This is a genomic window from Mesorhizobium sp. NBSH29 (genome assembly GCF_015500055.1).
Lineage (GTDB): Bacteria > Pseudomonadota > Alphaproteobacteria > Rhizobiales > Rhizobiaceae > Neomesorhizobium.
Genome location: NZ_CP045492.1, coordinates 615,140 through 639,791 on the forward strand (window position 1 = coordinate 615,140; position 24,652 = coordinate 639,791).

A 24,652-nucleotide genomic window follows, 5' to 3' on the forward strand; every position below is an offset into this window, starting at 1 on the left:
ACCGCAATCAGCTGGCGTGCCGCGACACCCATTTGTGCCAGGCATCTTCGCTGCCGTGGAATACATTGAGATCGATCTTTTCGTTCAGGCCCTGCGCGAGGCCGGAGCCGGAATACTGCCAGAACACCCAATCGCGGCCCGGATAGACCTTTGAAGGGTGCTCAGCCACCGCGCGGAGCCAGAACGGGTAGTTCTTGAAGGCGCCTTGCAGATTATCGGCGTAAAAATCGGGTGCCGTATAGATGATCGGCCGCTGGCCATAGTGCTGCTCGAGCCGGTCCATGAAGACCTGCATCTTTTCCAGCACGCGCTCACGCGAGGGGCGTTTGCGGCAGTTCCTGGACTCACCGTTCCACTCCACATCAATGACCGGCGGCAGTGCGCCGGGCACCTTCGGTACGTTGCGGATAAACCAGTCGGCCTGCTCGCTGGCCACCCGGCACCAGTAGAAGAAATGATAGGCCCCGCGCTTCAATCCGGCGTCGGCAGCACCCTTCCAGTTCTTCTTGAACATCGGGTCGAGGTGGTCACCGCCATCAGTGGCTTTGATATAGACAAAATTCGCACCCTGGCTCCTGAGCTTCGCCCAGTCGATATTGCCCTGCCAACGCGAGACATCGACCCCGTGGACGGCAAGCGACTGCGGCTTTGCCTTGCCGAAATTGATCGGCTTGGCGTCGCTGAAACGCTGCGGGTTGATCCTGCGCCGAGTTTCAGGTGCGCGCAGCACGGCTGGGCTTGCGCGCGGCGAGGCGCTTTCTGGTTTAAGGTCGGGCGTTGGCATCATCACCATGGCCCTAGGCGCAGCGACAAGCGCCAGCTCCTCCACCGGGTCTTCACGTGTACCGACTGCTACCGGGGGTGTAGGCGCATTGGGCCTGCTGACCGAGCTCGTGATCTCCATCGATGGCCGTCCGACATCAAGTGCATCCACGCCACTGGATGTGCACCCGCTGAGCACAAGGCACGCGGAGAGAACGGCAAAAACTGCTGGAGAACGCATAAGCACCCGCACACAAACACAACACACACAATAGCCGGCAAACGGCGGCATCGGACCCGAATGCAATTGCTAACGATAAATTACCAAGAAAGACTGAATCAAATTTTAAGCATATCTGATGTGCGATGACGTGCCGCGCTGACGCTGCGCTTGCATCGGCGCGCATTGGGGGGCAAAAATGAAACATGTTCCTGCCCTTCTTTCTTGATCTCAAAGCGGCCCGCGTGCCCGTGTCGCTGCGCGAATATCTGACCTTGCTGGAAGGCATGGAGGCAGGTTTGGTCACTTTCGACGTCGAGGCCTTCTACTATCTCGCCCGCGCCGCTCTGGTGAAAGACGAGCGCCATATCGATCGTTTCGACCAAGTGTTTTCCCATTTTTTCAAAGGCGTCGAGACAATCTCGGGAGAGTCGGGCATCGCGCCGACTGAGTTGCCGGATGACTGGTTGCGGCGGCTTGCCGAAAGACATCTGAGCGAAGAGGAAAAGCAACTGGTCGAGGCGCTTGGCGGCTTTGAAAAGCTGATGGAAACGCTGAAGCAGCGCCTTGAAGAGCAGAAGGGGCGCCATCAGGGCGGCTCCAAATGGATCGGCACTGCCGGCACCTCGCCATTCGGCGCTTATGGCTACAACCCGGAAGGGGTGCGGATCGGCCAGCAGGAAAGCCGCCACCGCCGAGCGGTAAAGGTCTGGGACCGTCGTGACTTCCGCAATTTCGACGATTCCGTCGAACTGGGCACCCGCAACATCAAGGTGGCCATGAAGCGGCTGCGGCGCTGGGTGCGCGAAGGAGCGGAGGATGAATTCGACCTGCCAGGCACCATTCATTCTACCGCTGAACACGGCTATCTCGACGTCAAGACGCGTCCAGAACGCCGCAATGCGGTAAAGCTGCTAATGTTTTTCGATGTCGGGGGCTCGATGGATGACCACGTCAAGGTCGTGGAAGAGCTGTTTTCAGCGGCCCGAACCGAGTTTCGCCACCTCGAATATTTCTACTTCCACAACTGCCTCTATGAACGCGTCTGGAAAGACAACAACCGCCGCCACGCGGAAACCATGGCCACCTTTGATGTGCTGCACAAATACGGCCATGATTACAAAGTCATCTTCGTTGGCGATGCGTCGATGAGCCCCTATGAAATCGCTCACCCAGGCGGCTCGGTTGAGCATCACAACGCAGAGTCCGGCGCTCAATGGCTGAGCCGTGTGCACCAGCAATGGCCGAGCACTGTCTGGATCAATCCGATTGCGCAAAAGCACTGGGGCTACACCCATTCGATCGGCATGATCCGCCAGCTTTTTGCGGAACGGATGTATCCGCTGACGCTGTCAGGCATCGACGGGGCGATCCGCGAATTGTCACGGGGCCACTGACTAGACAACCGTAGCAACAACCAACCAGATAGCGGCGACAATCTGCGCCATCAATGCCAGCGGGCCGGGCTGTGCGGCAGCTGTCTTCCAGACTGCGAAAAACAGGAAAATATTACTGACAAGCGGCGCGAAGTGCACAGCCAACACGGCTGCAAGCGGTAGCTTCGCCTCCAGCATCAACAGCGCTACCACGGAGGCTACGGCGTTGAGCGCGCTGCCGATCAACAGCATGTCGCGCCAGAAAAGCCGGTCGAGGGGCACAAGGCCTCGCCAGCGCGCCATGAGGAAACCAGGTTCGGCTTTGGCTGCCTGAGGCATGCCTGCGCTTCTCTCCTGCGGCCCGTCTCAGGCCGTGATGCGGCGTCCGGCTGGAAGCCGCTATTCCATTCCGAGAGCGGCCATGTAGAGATCGAGGATTGCCTCGGCTTCTTGGCGCTCTGCATGGTCCTGCTTGCGCAACCGGATGATGGTACGCACAGCTTTGGTATCAAAGCCGGTGCCCTTCATCTCGGCGAACACTTCCTTGATGTCGTCGGCAATCGTCTTCTTTTCTTCTTCCAGCCGCTCGACACGCTCGATGAAGGCGCGCAACTGGCCTGCAGCAACGGTCTGGCTGGTTTCAGTGATGTCGTCGGCCATGTCTGTCTCCGGAAATGTTCAAAGCCACGACTCGGTAGAAGCGGCGGGTCGGCGGTTCGATGCCTGAGAGCCGAAGACGGGTCAAGCCTTGAATCGGCGCTTCTGTCAGTGGTCTTTGGGCCGGGTCAAGGCGAACGTGGTTTTGGTGATGTCGGACACTTCAGTCTGGTTCGCCGCCTGCCATTCACCATAGGGCATGCCGTAGATGATCTCGCGTGCATCCTCCTTGGTCAGCGCCACGCCCTCCCCCTCGGCAGCGTCACGGTACCAGTTGGCCAGGCAGTTGCGGCAAAATCCCGCCATGTTCATCAGCTCGATGTTCTGAACATCGCTGCGTTCGCGCATATGGGCAACCAGCCGCCGAAACGCCGCTGCCTCGAAATCACGTTGCTGCTGTTCGCTGAGATCGATCATCATGCGCCTCCGATTAAAGTGGCCCGGTGCGCGAGCCATACTGCCTGACCTGCTTAATATCGGGTCCCTGATTGATCGCTTCAATGATCGGTGCCAGCCGGTGCGCCCAAGCGTCGGCATTTTTCACGTCGCCAATCAGATCCTGGCGTATCTCGATCAGCGCGTGTGGAAATCCATGCACAATCGCATGGCGATACATGGTGTCGCCGTGCAGTGCGCCGTCATAGGGCTCATTGTCACCGACAATCAAAGCTTTATCGTCAGCCAGCATCTCCATCAGCGGCTTTGGCACGCGGTCGTCGAGATCCCACAACACACCGACATGCCAGGGACGTGGCCGCCCCTGCATCACCGGCGTGAAAGAGTGCACCGAAAAGACGAGCGGGGCGCGCTTTGCATCATGCGCGACAGAAGCCACGAGCGCGGCAACCACATCATGATAAGGGCGATAAAAGCGATCGAGCCGCTTTTCGCGCTCTTGGTCACTCATCGGGTAATTGGCGGGAACAATCGTGCCGTCATAGAGCTGCCGAATCAGCGTCGGATCATCCTCGCCCCGGTTCGGATCGATCAGCAGGCGCGAAAATCGAGCCATTACAGCAGGCGCGCCGAGCAGCTCTGCCAGCTTCCGCGTCACCATCTCGACGCCGATATCGTAGGCGATGTGGCGCTCGAACTCGGCAGCGGGCAGCCCTAGATCGCCATACTCCTCAGGCAGTTCCCGGTGCGCATGGTCAGCCAGTAGCACGATGCCGCGTTTACGGTCGCCTTCAATGAGTTCGAAAGGGGCAAAGACAGCGGATCGGGTCATGGGGCGGCAAAGCCATTGCGAACGAGGGATGGCTTGTCTTTCCATGAAGCGCCCCTTGGCGCAACGCCGTTGTTTGGCCATTCTCCAGGCTAATGAAATTCGTGTCGGGCGCCCATCGCACGCGACGCGGCATTAATCGATTAGGATTGGCAAGGGATCGCGTTGACATGGGCACGCAACTTGCCGAAAAGGGCACAGCAATGCTGATTTTGCGCATAAGGGACGTCATAATGAAATTCGCCTGGCGGCGGCGCGCTCACCAATTGGTGACCGCACTTTGCGCTCTGTCCGGTTTTATCGCGGTGGCCGCAGTTTCGGCGACGCCAGCGCATGCCGATTTTCGTGTCTGCAACGCCACGCAAAGCCTTGTTGGTGTCGGCATCGGCTATCGCTCCAAGGCCGGCTGGGTGACGGAAGGCTGGTGGCACATCGAGGGTTCGACCTGCAAGACGCTGATCGAAGGGCAACTGTCATCACGCTATTACTATCTCTATGCAGAAGATTCGGAGAGAGGCGGGCGCTGGGACGGACCGGTAAACATGTGCGTGGCGGAAAAAGAGTTCAAGATTTCCGGCGTCAGCGATTGTTTTGCCCGCGGCTTCCAGCGCGCCGGCTTCCAGGAATACGACACGGGCGAACAGGCGAGCTGGATGGTCCAGCTGACTGACCAGCCCGCAACGGATGGCACAGGTGCCATCACGGGAACAAATCCTCAATGAGACGCAGCCGCAAGGTCAAGATACTCGCCACGCTCGGTCCAGCATCCTCCGATGAGGGCATGATCCGCAAGCTTTTCGAAGCCGGCGCCGACGTATTCCGCATCAATATGAGCCATACCGACCACGACATGATGCGAACGCTGGTCGCCCGTATCCGCAAGGTCGAGGATGATCTCGGTCGCCCGATCGGCATCCTGGCAGATTTGCAGGGGCCGAAGTTGCGTGTTGGCAAATTTGCCAACGGTGAGGAAATCCTCGTCGCAGGCCAGAAGTTTTCGCTCGACGACAACGAAGAGCCCGGCACCAATTCCCGCGTACACCTGCCGCACCCCGAAATTTTGCAATCGGTGAAGCCGGGCGACCGCCTGCTGATCGACGATGGCCGTCTGCAGCTTCGCGCGGATGCCTCCAACGGCAAGTCGATTGATTGCACAGTGATCTCGGGAACCAAGATTTCCAACCGCAAGGGCGTCAGCCTGCCCGATACGGACCTGCCCGTCGGTGCCCTCACCCCGAAAGACCGCGCCGATCTCGACGCAGTGCTCGAAACCGGCGTGGATTGGGTGGCGCTTTCCTTCATCCAGCGCCCCGAAGATTTGGCCGAAGCTCGCAAGATCGCGCGCGGACGCGCCGCTTTGATGTCGAAGATTGAAAAGCCGCAGGCTGTAACCCGGCTGGCCGAGATCATTGAACTTTCTGATGCGTTGATGGTGGCCCGCGGCGACCTTGGTGTCGAAATGCCGCTCGAGGCCGTGCCGGGCATCCAGAAACAGATAACCCGCGCCGCACGTCGCGCTGGCAAGCCGGTCGTCGTGGCCACGCAGATGCTGGAATCGATGATTTCCGCACCGGTGCCCACTCGCGCCGAAGTCTCAGACGTCGCCACAGCCGTCTTTGAAGGTGCTGACGCGATCATGCTGTCGGCCGAATCTGCCGCCGGTGATTACCCGGTCGAGGCGGTGGCAACCATGGACCGCATCGCCCAGCAGGTCGAGCGCGACCCGACCTATGCCGGCATCATCAATGCCCAACGTTCCGAACCGGAAGCAACCGGTGCGGATGCCATCTCGCTTGCCGCCCGCCAGATCGCCGAGACCCTGAAGTTGCAGGCCATCGTCACCTACACCGCATCGGGCACCACCGGCCTGCGCGCCGCACGCGAACGGCCACATGTTCCAATCGTCGCGCTGTCACCCGTGCTTGAAACCGCCCGCCGCCTGTCACTGCTGTGGGGCACCCATTGCGTGGTGACGCCAGATGCCACTGATCTCGACGACATGGTCAACCGCGCCTGCCAGATCGCCTTTCAGGAAGAGTTCGGCAAGGTGGGCGACCGCATTATCGTTACCGCCGGCGTGCCGCTGCGCACACCAGGCTCAACCAACATGCTGCGCATCGCCTATATCGGCTCGGACGGCCTCAGCGGGTCCTGAGGCTGCTAGGGTTCCGTTAGGGGTTTGCCGGTTGTTCACCACCCGGCAGCCCCGGATCAGTGCATTCGGACCCAAAAGCGTCGCCCGATATGCGGGCCTCGACCGAGCGCGCGATGCTGTCAAGATCGACCGTCTTGCCGGCAACCTTTTCGACCGCCCCCAAAACCAGCTCCGGCACGACCCAGTCCGGTTTGTGACCAAGGTTATGTACCCAGACCAGCTCGGCGCCCGGAATGTCGCGCGCCAGCCCTTCCGAATGAATTTCCTCATAGACCACGGTGTCGCGATCCCCGGTAATCACCACTGTCGGCGCATCTATGGTGCTGTAAAGCGTGGACGCTTTGACCACATGGTCAAACAGCCCGGCAACATCAATTGCGTTGGCGCGAAAGGCGGAAGGCCGCAGCACCAGCGAAATGGCAGCTGCCCCATAATCGTCAGGCAAACGGTTTGGCGCAAATACACATTTCGTTGCTGCGCCCAGTTGCAACGTCCCAGCAGGCAACGTCAGCGCCTGGGTGAACAGCCAGCCCACGACAGGCTGTCGGGCCAACGTATTGTACCAGGAGGTCGCTCCGCCCGGCCACGGATGGGTGGCTGCAGATAGAAACACAAGTCCACGCGTGCGCAAAGGATGCTCGACTGCGAAGGTCGCGGTTACTGCGCCGCCGAACGAGTGACCGATAATGATCGCATCCCGAATGCCCTGATCTTCCATCAAGGCGGCCAGTGTTTCAGCCTGGTCTGAGGGGTTTTCATTGCGCGGCCCCCGGTCGGACCAGCCGTGACCTGGACGATCAAAGAACAACATCTCGGCACGCCCGGCGAACAATTTCCTCAGCGGCAGCATCTGGTCGTTTAGATTGCCACTTGCACCATGCACGAACACCAACGGCGGCAGGTCGGCGGCAGGACCAGCCGGAACATGCACATAGTGGATACGGGTTCCATTGACCGTCACGAAACTGCCGACCGGCGGATGCCGCCGCTCGATCAGCCACGCGCCGACGCGGGTCACCCCGACCAGCACCAGGAATAAAGCGAGCAGGAACGCAACGGCAGCGGTGATAAGGTTCATCGTGTGGGTAGCCCGGGGTCGGAGATTTCAGGAAGAAACGCGCGCGCGGCGCCAGCAGTTTCAGATACGCTCGCCGGTGAGATCTTCGGACATGTCCGAAACCTCTTTCTGGGCCGAGCGCAGCATGGGATAGAGGGCCAGCACGCGCTGATAGGCATCGAGCGACAATTGCTTGCTGTTGCGCCCCTTCATGATCTCGGCCAGCCCTGTCAAAGCGCCGAAATGGCGGGGCTCAAGCTGCAGCGTCCGCTCGATATCAGCCATCGACTTGCCGAAATCGCGCATCATGAAATGCACGGTGGCGCGGCGGTTGAAGCCCTCGGCAAATTTTGGCTCCAAAACAACGATCTGGTCCAGAAAATCGAGCGCGACGGGATAGTTCTTCGCCTCAATGGCGTCGTTCGCCCATTTCATCATCAGGTCGATTGAAGCGCTTCCGGACTCGAACCAGGCCTGCCAGATCTTACCGGCAATGCGCTGGGCAGCCTTTTCGTTTGGCTCCCGCTTCAGTTGGGAAAACAGGGTGTCCAGCCGCTCTTCCACCGATTTCGTGGCTTGTGGTTCCGGTTCCGCCTCAGGAATGCTCAGGCCGGCAGAGACGCCGGGCAAGGCGCTTTCGGCCTGGGCTGCCGGGCAGAGGGTGAGGGCGAGCAAAAAAGCAAATACGTTCCGCATGCTGCGAATCTACCCGCAGCTTGCAGAACGTCAAACTGAAATTCGCGTGATGGCGCGAAAGCGCCAATCAGCCCTGGCGGGCCTTGTAGCGCGGAGCAGTCTTGTTGATGATGTAAACGCGGCCCTTGCGGCGAACCAGCTGGTTGTCGCGGTGGCGGCCCTTAAGGGCTTTGAGCGAGTTCTTGATCTTCATTGGTCTTGCCCATCGACTGGGCCCGTGAAGGGCCTAACTGAAAGGCGCGCCCGAAGACGCGCCGAATTTGTGACAGGCTCATAACCGAGGTGGCTCGCCTCTGTCAACCGCGAGACAGCTTCGATTAGCGCCCCGCGGGGGTCAGTCGCGTGAAATGTCCCATCTTTCGGCCTGGCCGCGCTTCGGCCTTGCCATAAAGGTGCAGCACAAGATCCGGCTCAGCCGCAAGCACTGGCGCGCGCAGAACCTCATCCCCGATCAGGTTTTCCATGACGCAGTCGCTGTGACGGCGGGTGTCGCCCAGAGGCAGGCCGGCGATTGCGCGGATATGCTGCTCGAACTGCGAAACCGCACAGGCTGCTTCAGTCCAATGCCCGGAATTGTGAACGCGAGGCGCGATCTCGTTCACCACCAGACCACCGTCCTTCAGAACGAAAAACTCAACACCGAGCACGCCGACATAATCGAGTGCAGCGAGGATGCGGCCTGCAGCAGCTTTCGCCGCTTCCGCCGTGGCGGCGGAAATCGCTGCGGGCACGGTCGAGGAATGGAGAATGCCAGCGCGGTGCACATTGTTAGCCGGATCGTACGCAACAACGGTACCGTCGCGCCCGCGTGCTGCGATCACCGAGATTTCGCGCTCAAAGGAAACAAAAGATTCAAGAACAAGCGGCACCTCGCCCATCGCGGAGTAGGTACCGTTAGAATGATCGCTCCCGTTGAAAGCCCGTTGGCCTTTTCCGTCGTAACCCATGCGTCTGGTTTTCAGGATGCCAATACCGGAAAACCTTTTCAGGGCCTCCTCCAGATCGTGATCACTATCCACTGGAAAATAGGCCGCTGTGGACAAACCAAGGTCATTGAGGAATGCTTTTTCACGCATCCTGTCCTGGCTCACATCGAGCGCACGCGCCGGTGGAAATACCGCTATATCGGCACCAAGTGCTTCAATGGCGCTGACCGGGACGTTTTCGAACTCATAGGTAATGACGGCCGCGCCACCCATCAGATCGACCAGCCCACGCGCATCATCATAGGCAGCAATGATGTGGCGGTTTGCCACCTGCGATGCCGGGCAGTCTGCCTGTGGATCAAGCACCGCGGTGCGATAGCCCAGTTGTGCCGCGGCCATTGCCAGCATGCGGCCAAGCTGACCACCACCGATAATGCCGATGATCGAGCCGGCGGGAAGTGCGGCGCTCATGCGCCGTCCACAGGTCGTTCGGCCACTTTGGCAGTTTGCTCGGCGCGCCATCTCTCGAGCCGTCCCGCCAGACCATCATCGCCAAGCGCCAGGACGGCAGCAGCAAGCAATGCGGCGTTGATGGCGCCGGGCTTGCCAATCGCCAGAGTTCCAACCGGAATTCCGCCCGGCATCTGCACAATGGAAAGCAAAGAATCCTGCCCCGACAGCGCTTTTGATTCGACGGGAACGCCAAACACCGGCAGCACGGTCATGGCCGCTGCCATTCCCGGCAAATGCGCGGCGCCTCCTGCGCCGGCGATGATGACCTTGAACCCTTGAGCCTTGGCGCCTTTGGCAAAACTGTAGAGCCGCTCCGGAGTGCGGTGCGCGGAAATGATCTGGCTGTCATGGGAAACGCCGAGTGACGCCAGCGTATCAGCAGCGTGCTTCATCGTGGCCCAGTCCGACTGGCTGCCCATGATGATGGCGACGTCAGCGCTTTTGTGTGCCACGGCATGCACTCCCGACCCGAAGGAAGTGGCCGATTAACGGAGATTGGCGGGAACCGCAAGGATGGCAGCACCAATACGAGAGAATTGCTGGCATTCAGGCGATGATGTCGGGAACCATCCGGTCTTCCAGATTCGTCATACGATCTTTTATCGTCAGCTTCTTCTTCTTCATCCGCTGAACTTGAAGGGGATCACAGGCCATGGCCATCATCGCGTCGATGGCGGCGTCAAAATCTGCGTGTTCCTGCTTCAACCGCGAATATTCGAGACGAATTTCCGCCTTTGCCTGATCCGACATCTTCAACCGTCTGCATGATTCCGGCGCCCGATATGCGCCATTCCGGGCGGGACCGGACTCAATCATCCGGCGCAGGCGCTCCTATCACATTTCACGCGGACAGGAAATGCTACTACGACGAAATCGACTTCGGCTTTGTGTGGTGGCAAACTATCCGTGTCCGTCCATCTGCTTCCGACGGTGGACTGTGGGTGGCGGCATCTCGAGGAAACCATGAAAGGGAACTCCAATCATGTCTTTGACTAACCATCTCGAAGAGTTGCAGCGCAAACACGGCGATATCGAACGGAAACTCGATCAGGCGCTGCTACACCCCTCAGTCGACGATCTGGAGATCATTAGACTGAAACGACGCAAGCTGGCTCTGAAGGATGAGATGGAAAAATTGAGATCAGATTATACAACGCATTAACAGGTGAAGCCGGATTTCCCGCCGGCTTTGTTTCTACAAATCCTCCCTCGACGCCGCCTTTTCAGGCGGCGTTTTCGTTTTGCTCAGCATCGCCGCGGGGATCCATCCGCAACGCTTCCGGCGTTACCGCGCGCTCTGCAGGCAATGAGGTAAAAGCGTCCTTCTCATCCAGCGGCACCGGCGCACGGGCGTTGACGCGCACCAACGTGTAGGCCGCCAGCGCTCCATGCGCGAGCGCTGTCGCCAGAAACAGGCTCTCGGGGCTGAAACTGCCCATCAAAATTGCACCCAGAACCGGGCCGATCATGGTGCCAAAACCATAAAGCAGCAAAAGCCCGCCCGACACTTTGACGAAGTCTTCAGACGAGGCGTGATCGTTGGCATGAGCAACCGCCAGGGAATACAGCGTATAGGCAAGCGCTCCATAGGCTGCCGTCAAGGCAATCACGAGAACACTTGAGCGCGGTGCCAGCATGAAAATCATCACCCCGACCAGCGCTGAACCAAGGGAAGCGGCGGCCAGCACATAGCGTCGATCCGTCTTGTCTGAAATCCGTCCGATCGGCAGTTGCATGGCGGCACCCGCGACGACAACGAGGCTCATCATCAGCGCAATTTCGCTCGTCGAAATGCCAATCCGTGCGCCGTACACAGCGCCCAGCGTGCCCCAGGCACCATTGGCGACGCCGATCAGCAGGCAGCCCAGCACCGACACGGGTGAATTGGCGTACAGACCCCTGATATCCAGCGACACGTCCTGCAGCGGTCTCGGCGTTGCGGCAGACGAAACAGCGGTCGGGATCAGCGAAAAACAAAACAGGATGCCAGCAACCATAAACAGCGAGGCCTCGCTGACATCGCCAGCGGCAACCACCATCTGCCCTGCCATGATCGAGCCGTAGGTCACCATCATGTAGAGCCCGAACACGGTGCCGCGGTTCTCGTTGGTCGACGTTTCGTTAAGCCAGCTTTCGATCACCATGAAGGCGCCGGCCATCGCAAACCCGGTTCCGATCCGCAAGATAATCCAGACCGGCGCATTGATCATCAGGCCGGTCAACAGCGCGATGATGGCTCCTGCCGCCGCAAACGCGCCAAAGGCACGCACATGCCCGACCCGGCGCACCAAACGTGGCGCGAAAAAGCAGCCAGCAACAAAGCCGCCGGCCCATGCGGTTCCGAGCAGGCCGAGCGAAGCGGTCGAAAACCCCTCCTCCTGGCCGCGCAGCGGCAGAAGCAGCCCGTGCAAACCCGATGCTGCGAGCAAAAATGCAGTGCCTCGCAGGAGCGACAGGATAGGGCGATAGGCTGCAAACATCGAAGAACTGCCTGATTATGGTGGGTGTGCGGATCGACCCCTCAAGATAGCCCGTTTGGGGCTTTTCAACGGCACCGACACAAATCGACCGGCTAGTCTCGCCGAAACAGCGCTTCGGCCGCTGCCTTGGTGGTGCCTTTGGAGGCAAGCTCACTTTCCAGTCGGGCAATTTCGCCGCGCAGAATCCCGATTCGCTCCTCCAGCTCACCGACCGACAGCAGCGAAATGTCCTGCCCTATTTCATGCGCCCGTTTAGGCTTGGGCGGCGCGTCGTCGAAAAGGGCCATCGAAATGCTCCCGTTTACATGATCTGTCAGGAGACTACATACCAGAAGGCTGTTGATGCAAATCTCGCAGCAAACCAGGTCGGAAAAGGAAACATTATGTCTAACGATTCGAAAATTCCGGCCCGCATGACGGTGGTCGCCATTTCCGAGCCGGGCGGCCCAATGGTTCTGAAGCCCGAGAAGCGCGATGTGCCGGTGCCCGGCCCGGGTCAGATCCTGATCCGCGTGCGCGCCGCAGGCGTCAACCGCCCTGATGTGCTCCAACGCAAGGGCGCTTATCCACCGCCGCCCGGCGCTTCTGACCTGCCAGGCCTCGAAGTTGCTGGCGAAGTGGCCGCAACCGGCGAGGCAGCCACTCGCTGGCGCGTCGGCGACCGCGTCTGCGCGCTCACGCCGGGCGGCGGCTATGCCGAATATGTGCTGGTTCACGAAAGCAACGCCCTGCCGGTGCCATCCGGCTTCACCTTCACCGAGGCGGCTGCAATTCCCGAAACCTTCTTCACAGTCTGGCACAACGTGTTTCAACGCGGCGCGCTTGTGAAGGGAGAAACCATCCTCGTCCATGGTGGCTCGTCCGGCATCGGCACCACGGCAATCCAGCTGGCATCCGCTTTCGGCTCCTATGTGGTGGTGACCGCCGGTTCGGCGGAAAAGTGCAACGCCTGCCTGCGCCTCGGCGCAGACCGCGCCATCAATTACCACGAGGAAGACTTCGTACCCGCTGTGAGGGAAGCGACCGGCGGTCGCGGCGCCGATGTCATCCTCGACATGGTGGGCGGCGACTATGTCGCGCGCAATTATCAGGCCGCTGCGGTCGATGGCCGCATCGTCCAGATCGCAACCCAGGCTGGTGCTATCGCCAGCGGCGATTTTTCGCGGCTGATGGTCAAGCGGCTCACCCATACCGGTTCGACGTTGCGGCCTCGATCCACGGAGTTCAAGGCCACCATTGCCGCCGAGCTGGAGGCAAAAGTGTGGCCCCTTCTCGAACAACGCCGCATTGCCCCGGTGATGGACATGATCTACCCGCTCCATGAAGCCTGGCGCGCCCATGAGCGTATGGAAGAGGGTAGCCACATCGGCAAGATCGTGCTCGACGTCGGCTGATATGTGTCATGCAATGCGTTCTTCGCGGGTTGTGCAATGCAACAGATGCAAGCCGCCTATGCAAAACTATCCATTCTCCTCGGTTCGCGCCGCATCCATATGAGCGGCATCGAAACGAATGGAGGAACCAATGAACCTGGTTCGCAGTTATAGGAACTGGCGCCGCTACAATGAGACGGTGCGTGAATTGAGCCGGATGAACAGCCGCCAGCTCTCCGATCTTGGCATTACCCGCGCCGATATCGAGATGGTTGCCCGTCAGGCACGCTAAGCAGAGCCGCTTCAGCCGGGACTTGTCCCGCCGCAGGCTCCAAAACACCCGCTGCACCGAATGGTCAGCGGGTTTTTTGTTGCTTTCTCAGAGGAAGAGATCGAGCAGACCAGCGCTTCTCACGCAGGTCTGCTCTGGCCGAGCTTGGGAGGTCCGGCTGGATTAGTTCACGGCTTCGATGTTGCCGAGCTTCAGAAATAGGGTCTCCCCCGACGAATCGTCGACACCATCATTGTCGGTGACTACGAACGCATCGCCATTCTTGTCGATAGCAAAGCCTTCCACCTTGTCGACCACATAGCCGTTGGTGTTCTTCAGGTCCGGCAGCAGGTCCCGCACCAGTGTCTTTTCGACGACTGGCAGTTCGCCGCCCAGCTTGGCCGGTTTGAAGCCATCCAGAGCAACGGTATAGAGACGCTTGATCCGGGCATTCTCACCAATCTGGTTGTCGCGCTCGATGATGTAGAGCTTGCCGTTATGGGCCGTGATTTCAGACAGGCCCACCCAGCCCGCCTCGGGGCTCTCCAGTGGATAGCGCACGGCCGACCATTCCTTGGACTTAGGCGTGTAGGCGAGAAGCTTGACCTGGCCCTTCGGATCGTCGCGCCATTCGCGCTGAATGGCCATCACCAGCATCATCTCATCGCCTTCACCAACTGTGGTGATACCCTCGAGGCCAAAGCGGATTTCATGTGCCAGAAGTTCGGTCGGAAACGCGATTTCTTCCTTGATCTCGGCTTTCTCGTTGACGTGCAAAATTGCGTGTGGCGTCAGCTTGTCGCTATTGCCTTCAGAAGCCAGCCAGAAGCCGCCCTTGCCGTCCGTCGCCACGCCTTCGAGGTCAATCTTCTGGGCCGCCGCTCCATCGCGCGTTACAACCATCTTGCCGGTAATCATGGCCGGTGTCTGCGTTGCATCGATGGTGAAGATCGCCGGCGCGTTGCGATAGACCGAATCCGAAACCGCATAAAGCTTGCCGGCCTCGTCTGGATGGGCAGCAAGACCCGAAAGCGCACCCCAGCCAAGCGGTGTTTTCTCGTCGGTCAGCGCGGCACTAATCATCGGATAGGTCGCGGCACCTTCGCTTCGCTCATACACCATCACATGCGAACGGCCGAGCCCGTCTTCTACCAGATCCGTCTCGTTGGCTGTGACGAGAAGATTGCGCGAGGGGATGGCCACCAGACCTTCGGGGCCGACACCTGATGGCAGGATCTGCACAAATTCCGGTTCTGCACCGGTGTCCTTGTAGACCGCAATCAGCGACGCCCGCTCCAGCGCCACGAAGATCAGCGTGTCGTCGCCGATCCTGGCCACTTCGAGGCCTTCCGGCTCGACGCCCTTCTTATTACGGTGTTCGGGATAGTGGCCGGCATTGGCCGCGTGATATTCGAGTGTTGTGCCGGCATCAAACAGCAGCTCACCGGTTTTCGAAAAGATCGAGAAACCGCGTGATCCGCCTTCGTAGTCGCCCTCATTGGCGATCACGATACGATCATTATCGAGCCACTTTACCGCATCCGGCTCCCGCTTCACATTCTCCATTTTACTGGAAAATTTCAACGCACCGTCTTTTTTGGTGTCGACATTGTCCAGCGAGACCGCACCCGCCGAAAAATGGCTGAGCACTTTTCCAGTCGCGGCATCAACGATGGCGATATGGTTGTTTTCCTGCATGGTCACCGCGATCTCGTTGGCGTCGTTAAACGCCACGAACTCCGGCTCCACATCGTCCGGCGAAACCTCAGGCAGACCGGTCAGCTCAACCGTCTTGATGGATGCGCAATCGACGGACCCTTCAGTCACCGGAATGATCTTCAGATTACCCGTAGGCAATTGCGGCAACGCACCGTCGTTCAAATCCTCATCGCGCTCATTCTCGATGGCAATCGCGAGATACGTGCCGTCCTTGCTATGTGCAATGGAATCCGGCTGGCCACCCAGGTCACAGCTGAGCTCAATCTTTCTGGATGCCAGGTCGATCACGACCAGCTTGCCCGATGGCGCAGTGTAGCTTTCAGACGTGTTCACCCCTGCAAAAACCTTACCGCCGAGAATAGTGACGGAGGTAGGCTCCCCCTCGATTTTCACGCTGCCGCCCGGCTTCGGCGCCTTGGGGTCAGTCAGGTCGATGAAGCCGATCGCTCCAAGCGGGCTGTCGGAATAGACCAGCGTCATACCATCTTCGCTGGCGTCAATAATCTCGGAGGAGGTAAGCTGCGCCTTGTTGGCATCCTCTGGCAGGTTGTGGGCTACGGGAAAGCTGGCGATGCGGTTGAACATCGGGTCGGCCACGGCCGGAACAGCCACGGAAGCTGCCAGTGCTGCAGACAAGGCAGCGGTGTGTAGTTTCAACATGTCAGAAAACCCCTTTGGCGATACGAGGGCCATGCCATGGGGCTTGCGTGTTTCACGCCGATGACACTGACATGACAGTTTCGCGACGATCATGCCTCGTCCACAGGCAAACATTCTTGCCCCTATGGCCGAACAACGCTATATACGCCTCGATTTCCCATTTTTGGTGGCTTCTAAACCACCGCCCGCGCGGGAACGCGGGCGAACGAGAAGGATATTCTGATGGCCAATGCGCTGCTCATGCCCAAGGCGACCGCCGTATGGCTGGTCGACAACACCGGTTTAACGTTCGAGCAAATCGCCCAGTTCTGTACGCTGCACCCGCTCGAAGTGAGCGCCATTGCCGACGGTGAATCCGCGCAGGGCATCAAGGGTATGGACCCGGTCATGACCGGCCAGCTGACCCGCGATGAGATTGCCCGGGGTGAAAAAGACGCCACCCACCGGCTGAAACTTTCGGAGCCCAAGGTGCGGGTGCCCGATCAAAAGCGCAAGGGTCCGCGCTATACGCCGCTTTCCAAGCGTCAGGACCGCCCAAATGCCATCCTGTGGCTGGTCCGCAACCATCCTGAGCTGAAGGATGCACAGGTTTCCCGCCTGGTCGGCACTACCAAGGCCACCATCGAGCAGATCCGCGACCGCAAGCACTGGAATGCTGCAAATCTGGTTCCGATGGACCCGGTCATGCTTGGCTTGTGCACCCAGATCGATCTCGACATCGAGGTACAGCGCGCCTCGCGCGGTCGCGATAACGCGGCGCCTGCGGGTGACACGCTGCTTCCCGCCTCGCTGACCGAGCGCCTGACACCGGCAGCGCCCAAGCCTCGCGATGATGACGCCGAACTCGACGCATCCGCCGTATTCGCCAAGCTCTCTTCGCTGAAGTCGAAAGACCCTGAGCCCGACGACGAATAGAGCGGTCTTCTCCGCTCTGTTTCCACCCGTTCACGCAGCCGATAGCAGTTCGCTCAACACCATATCCTTGTAGATCGCAACGAGGCTTGCACCTTCTTCGCGCCCTACCGAGATCGCAAGGCGCATCGTCGATTCGCCGAGCGACATTGCCAGGAATGCCGCCCGCTCGATCCGCTGAGGATCGGCGGTCGGCCTCACCCGCTTCAGCGTCCTGGCGAGAATCTCGCCATTCGCCCGCCCATAGACAAGGTCAATGTCGTGCAGCTGCTTGTCAGCCTGCGTCGCTGACCAGATGTCACGCATCACAGGCTCATCCAGAAAAAGCTGGTAATAGGTGTCAATCAGACTCCCGAAAGCGTTTCGGAAGCCTGCCTCGTCGTGAACCGGCGCCAGCTCAAGCTCAATGCACTCCCGTCCCGCCATATTGTAACGGTCGGCCAGGGTGCGGATGATCGAGCCCTTGTCTGGGAAATACTGATAGAGCGAGCCAATCGAGACCTCTGCGCGCTCGGCAACCTCACCCATCCGCATGGCATCGCTGCCTTGCTCGGCAATCAGCTCCGAGGCCGCGGCCACCATCCGCTCCACGCGCTCACGGCTGCGCTTCTGGCTTGGCTCCCTGCGAAGCGCAGTCAGCCTTCCCATGTCGCACACTGGTGATCCCGGCACATCAACCACTTCCAGCTCCGTCTGTTCCCCGCTTGACAGCAACAATATGAGGATTTATCACATAACACAAATATGAGCATTACTCACATTTGGGATCTCGCTATGACAACAGGTACAGTTCTCGTTACCGCGGCCACCGGGAAGACCGGACGGCGCATCGTTCAGCGGCTTCAAGATAAGGGTGTTCCGGTGCGATCCGGCTCCCGCCAGGCCACGCCATCTTTCGATTGGGAAGACAAACAAACCTGGCAGCCGGCGCTACAGGGCGTTTCTGCTGCCTATATCGCCTACTATCCAGATTTGACTGCTCCAGGCGCCCCCGAAACCATTGGCGAATTCATCTCGCTCGCTTTGTCCAATGGCGTGAAACGGCTGGTCCTTTTATCAGGACGAGCCGAGCCTAAGGCACAACGATGCGAGGAAATTCTAAAAGCGTCAGGCGCTGACTGGACGATCCTGCGGTGCAGCTGGTTCGACCAGAATTTCAGCGAAAGCTTCCTGCTCGATGCAGTGCTTGCAGGCGAGGTCGCACTCCCCGTTGGCGAGATCCTTGAGCCATTTGTAGATGCGGAAGATATTGCAGAAATCGCCGTCGCCGCTCTAACGGAAGATCATCATAAAAATCGCCTTTATGAGATCACCGGACCAAGGCTCCTGAGCTTTTCAACTGCCATAGCTGAAATTGCCGCGGCAGCAGGCCGCGACATTTCCTACACACAAATAAGCCACGCCGAGTTTAAGGCCATGCTGGAAGAAGGCGGAGTACCCGCCGATATGGTCTTGTTGCTAGAGGAGCTTTTCACAGTGGTCTTGGATGGCCGCAACCAAAGCCTCGCCGACGGCGTGCAGCAAGCATTAGGACGGCCTCCAAGAGATTTTGCAGACTATGCCCGCGAGACAGCGTCAACCGGGGTCTGGAACCAATAATCCAGATTTGGGGCCTCACTATCCCGCTTACGAAGCCGACGAGGTCGGGAACGCCCGGGGCATGTTGGCTCCGGTGCGTTCGCTCATTTCGGCGCGGCGGTAGAAGTCGGCGAGCTGCTTGCCACGCTCCGGCCTGAACGTATCGCCCGGGATGACCGAGGCGATGCGGTCGATACGGAACGTACGGAAGTCGTCGCGCAGTTCGCACCAGGCTATCAGCGTCCACACCTTGCCCCAGAACCACAGGCCGAGCGGCCTGCAATTGCGCATGGAGCCACGCCCGGCTTCGTCTCGGTAATCAATGGCTAGTACTTGACGTTTTTCAATCGCACGCTCGATCACGTCAATAGCGGCCCGTGAGGCATCGTTGACGACATACATCGGCGCATGGATTTCTGTCCTTGCGATCCTGTCTTTTTCAGAGTCAGGCAGCACAGCGCCGATCTTGACCAGCGCTTCTTCCGCCGCCCGCGCCATCGTCACGCCACCAAAGGCCCGCACCATGCGGGCGCCGGCAACCAGAGCGACGATCTCGTCACGCGTGAACATCAGCGGTGGAAGGTCGAAGCCTTCGCGCATCATGTAGCCGACGCCGGCCTCCCCATCGATCGGCACGCCGGTCGATTGAAGGTCGGCGATATCGCGGTAAATCGTCCGCTCGGAAACTTCCAGCCATCCGGCTAGTTTGTGTGCAGTCACCAATCGTCCCCCGCGCAAATGCTGGACGATCTGAAATAATCGGTCGGCGCGTCTCATTGCTGTGTCCCATCCCCTCAACCGGCGGTATCGGCCGCACGGAAGGGGCAGCAAGGAGGCTGCCCCATCTTCTAAGCTTGCCACAGTCCTCCTGACACCATGATGTCAGGAGCCTTGCGCGCAAGGATGGAGATATCAGCGCCATTTCACGCCGCATCCCGTTTCCACCCAACCAATATCCCGTCGCAAATGTTCAGGCAGCGAGCGCATCACGCGCTTTGCACGAATATTCCGCTGGCGGGTGCGCACGGCGTCGACATACCGCCGCGCGGATCGAAAAAGGCCGGTGCTGAAATGGGTCATGACAATGTCTCCTACTGAGAAAACATCGTCGCACACCCCTCCTGCCAGCACTCCGTCAGGAGGGATGCGTATGCGTTCTATTTCTGTTCGGGTACTGCAACTGTATAATTCAACGGCAAGCGGCCACCATCGGCATAGATGGTCTGACCGGTGATGTAGCTTGCATCGTCTGACGCCAGAAACGCAGCAATTGATGCAATCTCCGAAGGGTCGCCAATGCGGCCCATCGGCGTGCGCGACAGGATGCGGTTCTTAGCAGCCGGGTCAGAATTCACGCTGGCCAGCATATCTGTCATGATCGAGCCGGGCCCGATAGCATTCACGCGGATACCATAAGGCGCCAGCGAAAGCGCCATCACCTTGGTCAGCTGGTTGATGCCGCCCTTGGAAACCGAATAGGGCACCTGGTTGGCAATGGCGAAAACCGCATTCACCGAAGACATATTGACGATTGCGCCCGGCTTTTCGCCCTTCTTCACGCGCTCCACCATGTGCCGGGCAACCGCCTGGCCTGCCAGAAATGAGCCTTTGAGATTAACGTTGAGAACACGATCGAAATCGCTCTCCTCGAGATCCAGAAAATCGGCTCCATGCACAATGCCGGCATTGTTCACGAGAATATCAACCGTGCCGAATGCCTTCAGCGCAGCTTCCAGAAGTCCGTCGATTGCCGCACGCTTGGCCACATCCGTCTCGACGAAATGCACCTCACCGGCGCCCTCCAGCTGCTTTACTGCTTTTTCCCCGCGCGCGCGGTCAAAATCGCCGATCATGACCTTCGCGCCCTCAGCGAGATAGCGCTCGGCGATGGCATAGCCGATGCCTCCGGCAGCCCCCGTCACAACGGCTGATTTTCCTGCAAGTTTCATAGTCATAGTGCTCCTGTTTGGCGCAGACCCTGCTGTGCCAAATTCCTGCGGTCAAGCGTCAGACACCCATGCCGCGTTGGTTCAGCGCAACTGTTACTTCGTCCAGAATGTCCGGATCATCAATGGTCGCCGGCATTGTCCATTCCTCGCGGTCGGCAATTTTCTGCATGGTGGCGCGCAAAATCTTGCCCGAGCGCGTTTTCGGCAGCCGCTTGACTGTCACCACTGTCTTCATAGCTGCCACAGCCCCAATGCGTTCGCGCACCAGCGCCACCACTTCGCGCTCAATCTCGGCGCTATCGCGGTCAGCCCCTGCATTCAACACCACAAACGCACAAGGCACCTGCCCCTTCAGCGCATCCGCAATGCCCACCACCGCACATTCGGCAACATCGGGATGTTCCGCCAGCACCTCTTCCATCGCACCCGTTGAAAGCCTGTGCCCGGCAACGTTGATGATGTCATCGGTGCGCGCCATAACGAAAAGATAGCCGTCATTATCGATATAGCCGGCGTCTGCGGTTTTATAGTATCCGGGAAATTCGCTCAGATAGGCCTCACGAAACCTCTGGTCAGCGTTCCACAGGGTCGGCAGGCAGCCCGGCGGCAGCGGCAGTTTGATCACCACATTGCCAAGCGTCTCACGCGCCACCTCATCGCCGGCATCATCCAGAATGCGAATATCATAGCCCGGCATCGGCACGCCCGGAGAACCATATTTCACCGGCAAAAGCCCAAGCCCCGCTGGGTTCAGCGTCATCGGAGATCCGGTCTCGGTCTGCCACCAATGGTCGATCACCGGCACTTTCAGTTTCTGCTCGGCCCACTTCACGGTTTCAGGATCAGCCCGCTCGCCGGCCAGAAACAAGGTGCGAAACTTCGACAGATCATATTTGGGCACAAAACTGCCCTGCGGGTCCTGCCCTTTTATCGCGCGAAACGCAGTCGGCGCCGTAAACAGCGCCACCACGCCATGGTCAGAGATCACCCGCCAGAATGTCCCGGCATCCGGTGTGCCGACAGGCTTGCCCTCAAACATCACCGATGTCGCGCCATGCAGCAGCGGGCCATAGACAATATAGGAGTGCCCAACCACCCAGCCCACATCCGACGCTGCCCAGAACACCTCGCCCGGCTTCACGCCAAATTCGTTGAACATCGACCATTTGAGCGCAACCATATGGCCGCCATTATCGCGCACCACGCCCTTGGGCTGGCCCGTCGTGCCTGATGTGTAAAGCACGTAGAGCGGGTCCGTCGCCAGCACGGACACACACTCCACCACCGTGCCTGCCGCCTTTTCGCGGGCCACGGCATCGGCATAATCAATATCGCGCCCTTCAATCAATTCGCATCGCTGCGCATCGCGCTGCAAGATCACGCAATGATCCACCTTGTGACGCGCCAGCGAAATCGCACCATCCAGAAGCGGCTTGTAGGCAATCAACCGTCCGGGTTCGAGGCCACACGACGCCGAGATGATGAGTCTAGGCTGCGCATCATCAATACGCGTCGCAAGCTCATGCGCCGCAAACCCGCCAAACACCACCGAATGCACCGCCCCCAGCCGCGCGCAGGCGAGCATCGCAAAGGCCGCTTCCGGCACCATCGGCATATAGATGATCACCCGGTCACCCTTGCCAATGCCCTTGGCACGCAACACGGCAGCAAGCGCGGTCACCTCCTCCAGCACCTGCCTGTAGGTGAATTTGCGGATGCTTGCGGTAATGGCGCTGTCATGGATAAGCGCAATCTGATCGGCGCGCCCATTGTCCACATGCCGGTCGAGCGCGTTGAAGCAGGTGTTGCATTCTGCCCCCACAAACCAGCGCCCATAGACACCCGCCTCAGCATCAAACACACGATCCCATGGTTTGAACCAGTCGATTTCCCCGGCGGCTTTCGCCCAAAAACCCTCGGGATCGTTCTTCCAGCTATCGTAAACCTCGAAATACCGTGTGTTCATCAGCCATCCTCCCGAAATGTCGGCCAAGAATTGGCATTCCTGACAGCACCTGTCTATTACCAACAAGGTGCAACGGACTGGGGCTGACAATGGGCAAGATCATGGCGCTGCTTCTATTGGCAGCAATGCTCGTCCATCTCATCAAGCCGCTCGGCCTGCCGGGTCTGAAAAAGCGCGGTGACTTCTGGAAAATCGCTGTCGTCGCCATTGCCGTAATGATGCTGGCGGTTCTGATTCGTCCTTAGGCCGCTGAGCGCTGATCCAGAACGGATTGCGGCAGCACAAAAGGCACATTGCCCAAAGGCACATGCCCAACCTTGAGCCGGCACCCAAACACCCGCTCCATCAATTCATCATCAAGCACATCTTCCACCCGCCCGGACGCCGCCACTCGGCCCCCATGCATGACATGCAGATGGTCGGCATACATGGCCGTGAGGTTAAGATCGTGCAGTACGGCCACGACTGCCCCGCCAGCACGCGCAAAATCGCGCGCAACATCCATCACCGTCAGTTGGTGGCGTATATCGAGGCTGGATACTGGCTCATCCAGAAGCAATGCCCGCGGCTGGCCATCCAGCACCGGCGCCCAGACCTGGCACAGCACACGTGCCAGCTGCACACGCTGCTGTTCCCCGCCCGATAGTTCCTGGTAAAACCGGTTCGAAAACCCGGCAAGGTCAACCCGCGCCAGTGCCCGCTCAGGCAGCGTGTCCACCTCTCCGGGCCGCGCACCCGAAAAGCCGGCCAACATGCCAAGCCGCACCACTTCGCGCACTGTGAAGGGAAAGGCCAGGACTGCCTGCTGCGGCAGCACCGCGCGGCGCCGTGCTGCCGCGCCTGCCGTCATCTGCCCAAGTTCCTGCCCTGCAAGTATGACGCTGCCTGTATAGGATAAATCGCCTGAGAGAGCTTTGAGAAGTGTTGTCTTGCCAGACCCATTGGGGCCGACAATCGCTGTGAGAGAGCCAGCACATGCGGCAAAATCCACGCCCTGAATAATAGCGCGCCCACCCAGCGAGACGGATAGATTGTGAGCCGAAATCATATCGCGCCTAAAGGTCCAGCATGCCGCGGCGACGCAGCAAAATCCAAAGAAAGAAGGGCGCGCCAGCCGCCGCCGTCACGATGCCGATGGGCAGTTCTGCCGGTGCTACAATTGTCCGGCTGAGAGCATCAGCCAAAAGCAGAAGCGTTGCCCCAAGCAACGCTGAAGCTGGCAGCAGATAACGATTGTCCGGTCCGATCAAAAGGCGCAGCAAATGCGGAACGACGATCCCCACAAAACCGATCCCGCCACTCACGGCAACGGCGGCACCAGTTGCTGCCGCAGTCGCCACGATCGCCACATATTTCAGCCGCTGGACCGGAACGCCCAGATGAAAAGCCGTTGCCTCTCCAAGCGCCAGCGCGTTCAGCCCGCGTGCCATAAAAGGCGCTGCAGCGAGCGCCGCAATCATGACAGGCGCAACAGCGGCGACCTTGCTCCATGTAGCCCCTGCCAAGGAGCCAAGCTGCCAGAAAGTCATGTCGCGCAACTGGCTGTCATCGGCCATGAAGACCAGCATGCCGGTCAGCGCCCCGGCCAATGCACCGATAGCAATACCGGCCAGCAAAAGCGTCGCAACCGAAGTCTGCCCCCCGCGCGTTGCAACGCGGTAGAGAACGAACATCACGAGCAGGCCACCCATAAAGGCTGCCAAAGGCAAAGCGTGATTTCCAAACAGGCTGGTAAAGGGTGCAAGCGATGTGCCCCCCAGGACAATCATCGAGACTGCGCCAAGGCTGGCGCCGCTGGAAACACCCACAATCCCCGGATCAGCCAGAGGATTGCGGAAAAGCCCCTGCATCACGGCCCCGGAAACGGCAAGCGAAGCACCCACCAGCATGCCAAGCACAAGCCGCGGCAACCTGATATCATGGATGATGACCCTGTCGCGCAGCGACAACGCATCGGCATTCACGCCACCCTTCATCCATTGGCCCAGTACCGAAAGCACCGATGCATCAGACGCACCCGAAGCAAGGCTTATCGCCGCTGTAACACAGAGAAGAAGCGCCAGACCTGCAATGGCAAGCCTGGCGCGCGCGCCTCGCTCTCCGGCGCGCTGCGCTGCATAGGGCGCGAAGCTCCCGACAACGGCCTGATCGCTCATC

Annotated in this window: 30 protein-coding genes; 9 read left to right on the forward strand and 21 right to left on the reverse strand. The window is 59.5% G+C overall.

All coding sequences use genetic code 11. The annotated features are described in order from the left end of the window. Positions 1 to 7 precede the first annotated feature (7 nt). Positions 8 to 1,003, reverse strand: coding sequence for a glycoside hydrolase family 25 protein (locus tag GA830_RS03005; RefSeq protein ID WP_195163640.1), 996 nt, complete (start codon positions 1,001 to 1,003; stop codon positions 8 to 10). Positions 1,004 to 1,188: 185 nt separating this feature from the next. Here GA830_RS03005 and GA830_RS03010 point away from each other — a divergent pair, with 185 nt between their 5' ends. Beyond that, positions 1,189 to 2,379 (forward strand): vWA domain-containing protein, encoded by a 1,191-nt coding sequence (locus GA830_RS03010; RefSeq protein WP_195163641.1) that lies wholly within the window; start codon positions 1,189 to 1,191, stop codon positions 2,377 to 2,379. On the opposite strand, the gene GA830_RS03015 is transcribed toward GA830_RS03010, so the two are convergent. The 4 genes from GA830_RS03015 to GA830_RS03030 all read right to left on the reverse strand — a co-directional run bounded on the left by GA830_RS03015 (position 2,380) and on the right by GA830_RS03030 (position 4,243). Then, the gene (locus GA830_RS03015; RefSeq protein ID WP_195163642.1) at positions 2,380 to 2,697 is read right to left on the reverse strand and encodes a hypothetical protein; all 318 of its coding nucleotides are present in this window, start codon (positions 2,695 to 2,697) and stop codon (positions 2,380 to 2,382) included. It abuts the gene before it with no gap. A gap of 60 nt (positions 2,698 to 2,757) precedes the next feature. After that, on the reverse strand, positions 2,758 to 3,018 hold the full coding sequence (locus tag GA830_RS03020; protein ID WP_195163643.1) for a DUF2312 domain-containing protein: 261 nt from the start codon (positions 3,016 to 3,018) through the stop codon (positions 2,758 to 2,760). 105 nt (positions 3,019 to 3,123) lie between these two features. After that, entirely contained in the window at positions 3,124 to 3,432 is a 309-nt protein-coding gene (locus GA830_RS03025) for a DUF1244 domain-containing protein (protein ID WP_195164738.1), read from the reverse strand. Between the two features lie 13 nt (positions 3,433 to 3,445). Then, a complete protein-coding gene (locus GA830_RS03030) occupies positions 3,446 to 4,243 on the reverse strand; it encodes an N-formylglutamate amidohydrolase (protein ID WP_195163644.1) in 798 nt (265 codons plus the stop codon). Positions 4,244 to 4,410: 167 nt separating this feature from the next. Between GA830_RS03030 and GA830_RS03035 the strand changes: the two genes are divergently transcribed. Further along, the gene (locus tag GA830_RS03035) at positions 4,411 to 4,962 is read left to right on the forward strand and encodes a DUF1036 domain-containing protein (RefSeq protein ID WP_374939288.1); all 552 of its coding nucleotides are present in this window, start codon (positions 4,411 to 4,413) and stop codon (positions 4,960 to 4,962) included. Further along, entirely contained in the window at positions 4,959 to 6,395 is a 1,437-nt protein-coding gene (gene pyk, locus GA830_RS03040) for a pyruvate kinase (protein WP_195163645.1), read from the forward strand. Before GA830_RS03035 ends, pyk begins: the two co-directional genes overlap by 4 nt. 16 nt (positions 6,396 to 6,411) lie before the next feature. Here the strand turns inward: pyk and GA830_RS03045 are convergent, their stop codons facing one another. The 6 genes from GA830_RS03045 to GA830_RS03070 all read right to left on the reverse strand — a co-directional run bounded on the left by GA830_RS03045 (position 6,412) and on the right by GA830_RS03070 (position 10,337). Continuing rightward, positions 6,412 to 7,473 carry an alpha/beta fold hydrolase gene (locus tag GA830_RS03045; RefSeq protein ID WP_195163646.1) on the reverse strand — a complete coding sequence of 354 codons (1,062 nt, stop codon included), beginning with the start codon at positions 7,471 to 7,473 and terminating at the stop codon, positions 6,412 to 6,414. 60 nt (positions 7,474 to 7,533) lie between these two features. Then, positions 7,534 to 8,148 carry a hypothetical protein gene (locus GA830_RS03050; RefSeq protein WP_195163647.1) on the reverse strand — a complete coding sequence of 205 codons (615 nt, stop codon included), beginning with the start codon at positions 8,146 to 8,148 and terminating at the stop codon, positions 7,534 to 7,536. A gap of 67 nt (positions 8,149 to 8,215) precedes the next feature. Then, the gene (gene ykgO / locus GA830_RS03055) at positions 8,216 to 8,341 is read right to left on the reverse strand and encodes a type B 50S ribosomal protein L36 (protein WP_047568381.1); all 126 of its coding nucleotides are present in this window, start codon (positions 8,339 to 8,341) and stop codon (positions 8,216 to 8,218) included. 124 nt (positions 8,342 to 8,465) lie between these two features. Then, positions 8,466 to 9,545 (reverse strand): 5-(carboxyamino)imidazole ribonucleotide synthase, encoded by a 1,080-nt coding sequence (locus GA830_RS03060; RefSeq protein WP_258045542.1) that lies wholly within the window; start codon positions 9,543 to 9,545, stop codon positions 8,466 to 8,468. Beyond that, complete coding sequence (gene purE / locus GA830_RS03065; RefSeq protein WP_374939305.1) at positions 9,542 to 10,006, reverse strand: 5-(carboxyamino)imidazole ribonucleotide mutase; 465 nt, start codon at positions 10,004 to 10,006, stop codon at positions 9,542 to 9,544. The genes GA830_RS03060 and purE overlap by 4 nt, the downstream gene beginning before the upstream one ends. Before the next feature lie 127 nt (positions 10,007 to 10,133). Then, the gene (locus tag GA830_RS03070; RefSeq protein ID WP_195163650.1) at positions 10,134 to 10,337 is read right to left on the reverse strand and encodes a YdcH family protein; all 204 of its coding nucleotides are present in this window, start codon (positions 10,335 to 10,337) and stop codon (positions 10,134 to 10,136) included. 232 nt (positions 10,338 to 10,569) lie between these two features. On the opposite strand from GA830_RS03070, the gene GA830_RS03075 reads away from it, so the two are divergent. Next, positions 10,570 to 10,749 (forward strand): YdcH family protein, encoded by a 180-nt coding sequence (locus tag GA830_RS03075; protein ID WP_195163651.1) that lies wholly within the window; start codon positions 10,570 to 10,572, stop codon positions 10,747 to 10,749. A gap of 61 nt (positions 10,750 to 10,810) precedes the next feature. On the opposite strand, the gene GA830_RS03080 is transcribed toward GA830_RS03075, so the two are convergent. Both GA830_RS03080 and GA830_RS03085 read right to left on the reverse strand, forming a co-directional pair. Further along, on the reverse strand, positions 10,811 to 12,067 hold the full coding sequence (locus GA830_RS03080; protein WP_195163652.1) for an MFS transporter: 1,257 nt from the start codon (positions 12,065 to 12,067) through the stop codon (positions 10,811 to 10,813). A gap of 92 nt (positions 12,068 to 12,159) precedes the next feature. Next, positions 12,160 to 12,354: a DUF1192 domain-containing protein gene (locus GA830_RS03085; protein ID WP_195163653.1), complete on the reverse strand. Its 195-nt coding sequence runs from the start codon at positions 12,352 to 12,354 to the stop codon at positions 12,160 to 12,162. Between the two features lie 96 nt (positions 12,355 to 12,450). Here GA830_RS03085 and GA830_RS03090 point away from each other — a divergent pair, with 96 nt between their 5' ends. Together GA830_RS03090 and GA830_RS03095 are read left to right on the forward strand one after the other, a co-directional pair. Then, entirely contained in the window at positions 12,451 to 13,461 is a 1,011-nt protein-coding gene (locus GA830_RS03090) for an NAD(P)H-quinone oxidoreductase (RefSeq protein WP_195163654.1), read from the forward strand. Between the two features lie 130 nt (positions 13,462 to 13,591). Beyond that, a complete protein-coding gene (locus tag GA830_RS03095) occupies positions 13,592 to 13,732 on the forward strand; it encodes a DUF1127 domain-containing protein (RefSeq protein WP_195163655.1) in 141 nt (46 codons plus the stop codon). A 162-nt stretch (positions 13,733 to 13,894) separates the two neighbouring features. Here GA830_RS03095 and GA830_RS03100 read toward each other — a convergent pair whose 3' ends face one another. Continuing rightward, positions 13,895 to 16,090 carry an esterase-like activity of phytase family protein gene (locus GA830_RS03100; protein WP_195163656.1) on the reverse strand — a complete coding sequence of 732 codons (2,196 nt, stop codon included), beginning with the start codon at positions 16,088 to 16,090 and terminating at the stop codon, positions 13,895 to 13,897. A gap of 222 nt (positions 16,091 to 16,312) precedes the next feature. Here GA830_RS03100 and GA830_RS03105 point away from each other — a divergent pair, with 222 nt between their 5' ends. Beyond that, positions 16,313 to 17,005: a DUF1013 domain-containing protein gene (locus tag GA830_RS03105; RefSeq protein WP_195163657.1), complete on the forward strand. Its 693-nt coding sequence runs from the start codon at positions 16,313 to 16,315 to the stop codon at positions 17,003 to 17,005. 30 nt (positions 17,006 to 17,035) lie between these two features. Here the strand turns inward: GA830_RS03105 and GA830_RS03110 are convergent, their stop codons facing one another. Next, positions 17,036 to 17,650 (reverse strand): TetR family transcriptional regulator, encoded by a 615-nt coding sequence (locus GA830_RS03110; protein ID WP_195164740.1) that lies wholly within the window; start codon positions 17,648 to 17,650, stop codon positions 17,036 to 17,038. A gap of 126 nt (positions 17,651 to 17,776) precedes the next feature. Here GA830_RS03110 and GA830_RS03115 point away from each other — a divergent pair, with 126 nt between their 5' ends. Further along, positions 17,777 to 18,601 (forward strand): NAD(P)H-binding protein, encoded by an 825-nt coding sequence (locus GA830_RS03115; protein WP_195163658.1) that lies wholly within the window; start codon positions 17,777 to 17,779, stop codon positions 18,599 to 18,601. 27 nt (positions 18,602 to 18,628) lie between these two features. On the opposite strand, the gene GA830_RS03120 is transcribed toward GA830_RS03115, so the two are convergent. The 4 genes from GA830_RS03120 to GA830_RS03135 form a co-directional block, all read right to left on the reverse strand. After that, complete coding sequence (locus GA830_RS03120; protein ID WP_195163659.1) at positions 18,629 to 19,357, reverse strand: helix-turn-helix transcriptional regulator; 729 nt, start codon at positions 19,355 to 19,357, stop codon at positions 18,629 to 18,631. A 135-nt stretch (positions 19,358 to 19,492) separates the two neighbouring features. Next, complete coding sequence (locus GA830_RS03125; RefSeq protein ID WP_195163660.1) at positions 19,493 to 19,660, reverse strand: hypothetical protein; 168 nt, start codon at positions 19,658 to 19,660, stop codon at positions 19,493 to 19,495. A 77-nt stretch (positions 19,661 to 19,737) separates the two neighbouring features. After that, positions 19,738 to 20,529: an SDR family NAD(P)-dependent oxidoreductase gene (locus tag GA830_RS03130; RefSeq protein WP_195164741.1), complete on the reverse strand. Its 792-nt coding sequence runs from the start codon at positions 20,527 to 20,529 to the stop codon at positions 19,738 to 19,740. Between the two features lie 58 nt (positions 20,530 to 20,587). Beyond that, on the reverse strand, positions 20,588 to 22,495 hold the full coding sequence (locus tag GA830_RS03135) for a propionyl-CoA synthetase (protein ID WP_195163661.1): 1,908 nt from the start codon (positions 22,493 to 22,495) through the stop codon (positions 20,588 to 20,590). 89 nt (positions 22,496 to 22,584) lie between these two features. Here GA830_RS03135 and GA830_RS03140 point away from each other — a divergent pair, with 89 nt between their 5' ends. Continuing rightward, the gene (locus GA830_RS03140) at positions 22,585 to 22,740 is read left to right on the forward strand and encodes a hypothetical protein (RefSeq protein WP_195163662.1); all 156 of its coding nucleotides are present in this window, start codon (positions 22,585 to 22,587) and stop codon (positions 22,738 to 22,740) included. Here the strand turns inward: GA830_RS03140 and GA830_RS03145 are convergent. Further along, positions 22,737 to 23,543 (reverse strand): heme ABC transporter ATP-binding protein, encoded by an 807-nt coding sequence (locus GA830_RS03145; RefSeq protein ID WP_195163663.1) that lies wholly within the window; start codon positions 23,541 to 23,543, stop codon positions 22,737 to 22,739. The two genes, GA830_RS03140 and GA830_RS03145, sit on opposite strands and share 4 nt — an antisense overlap. A gap of 7 nt (positions 23,544 to 23,550) precedes the next feature. Next, a complete protein-coding gene (locus tag GA830_RS03150; RefSeq protein WP_195163664.1) occupies positions 23,551 to 24,651 on the reverse strand; it encodes a FecCD family ABC transporter permease in 1,101 nt (366 codons plus the stop codon). Position 24,652: the final 1 nt, after the last annotated feature.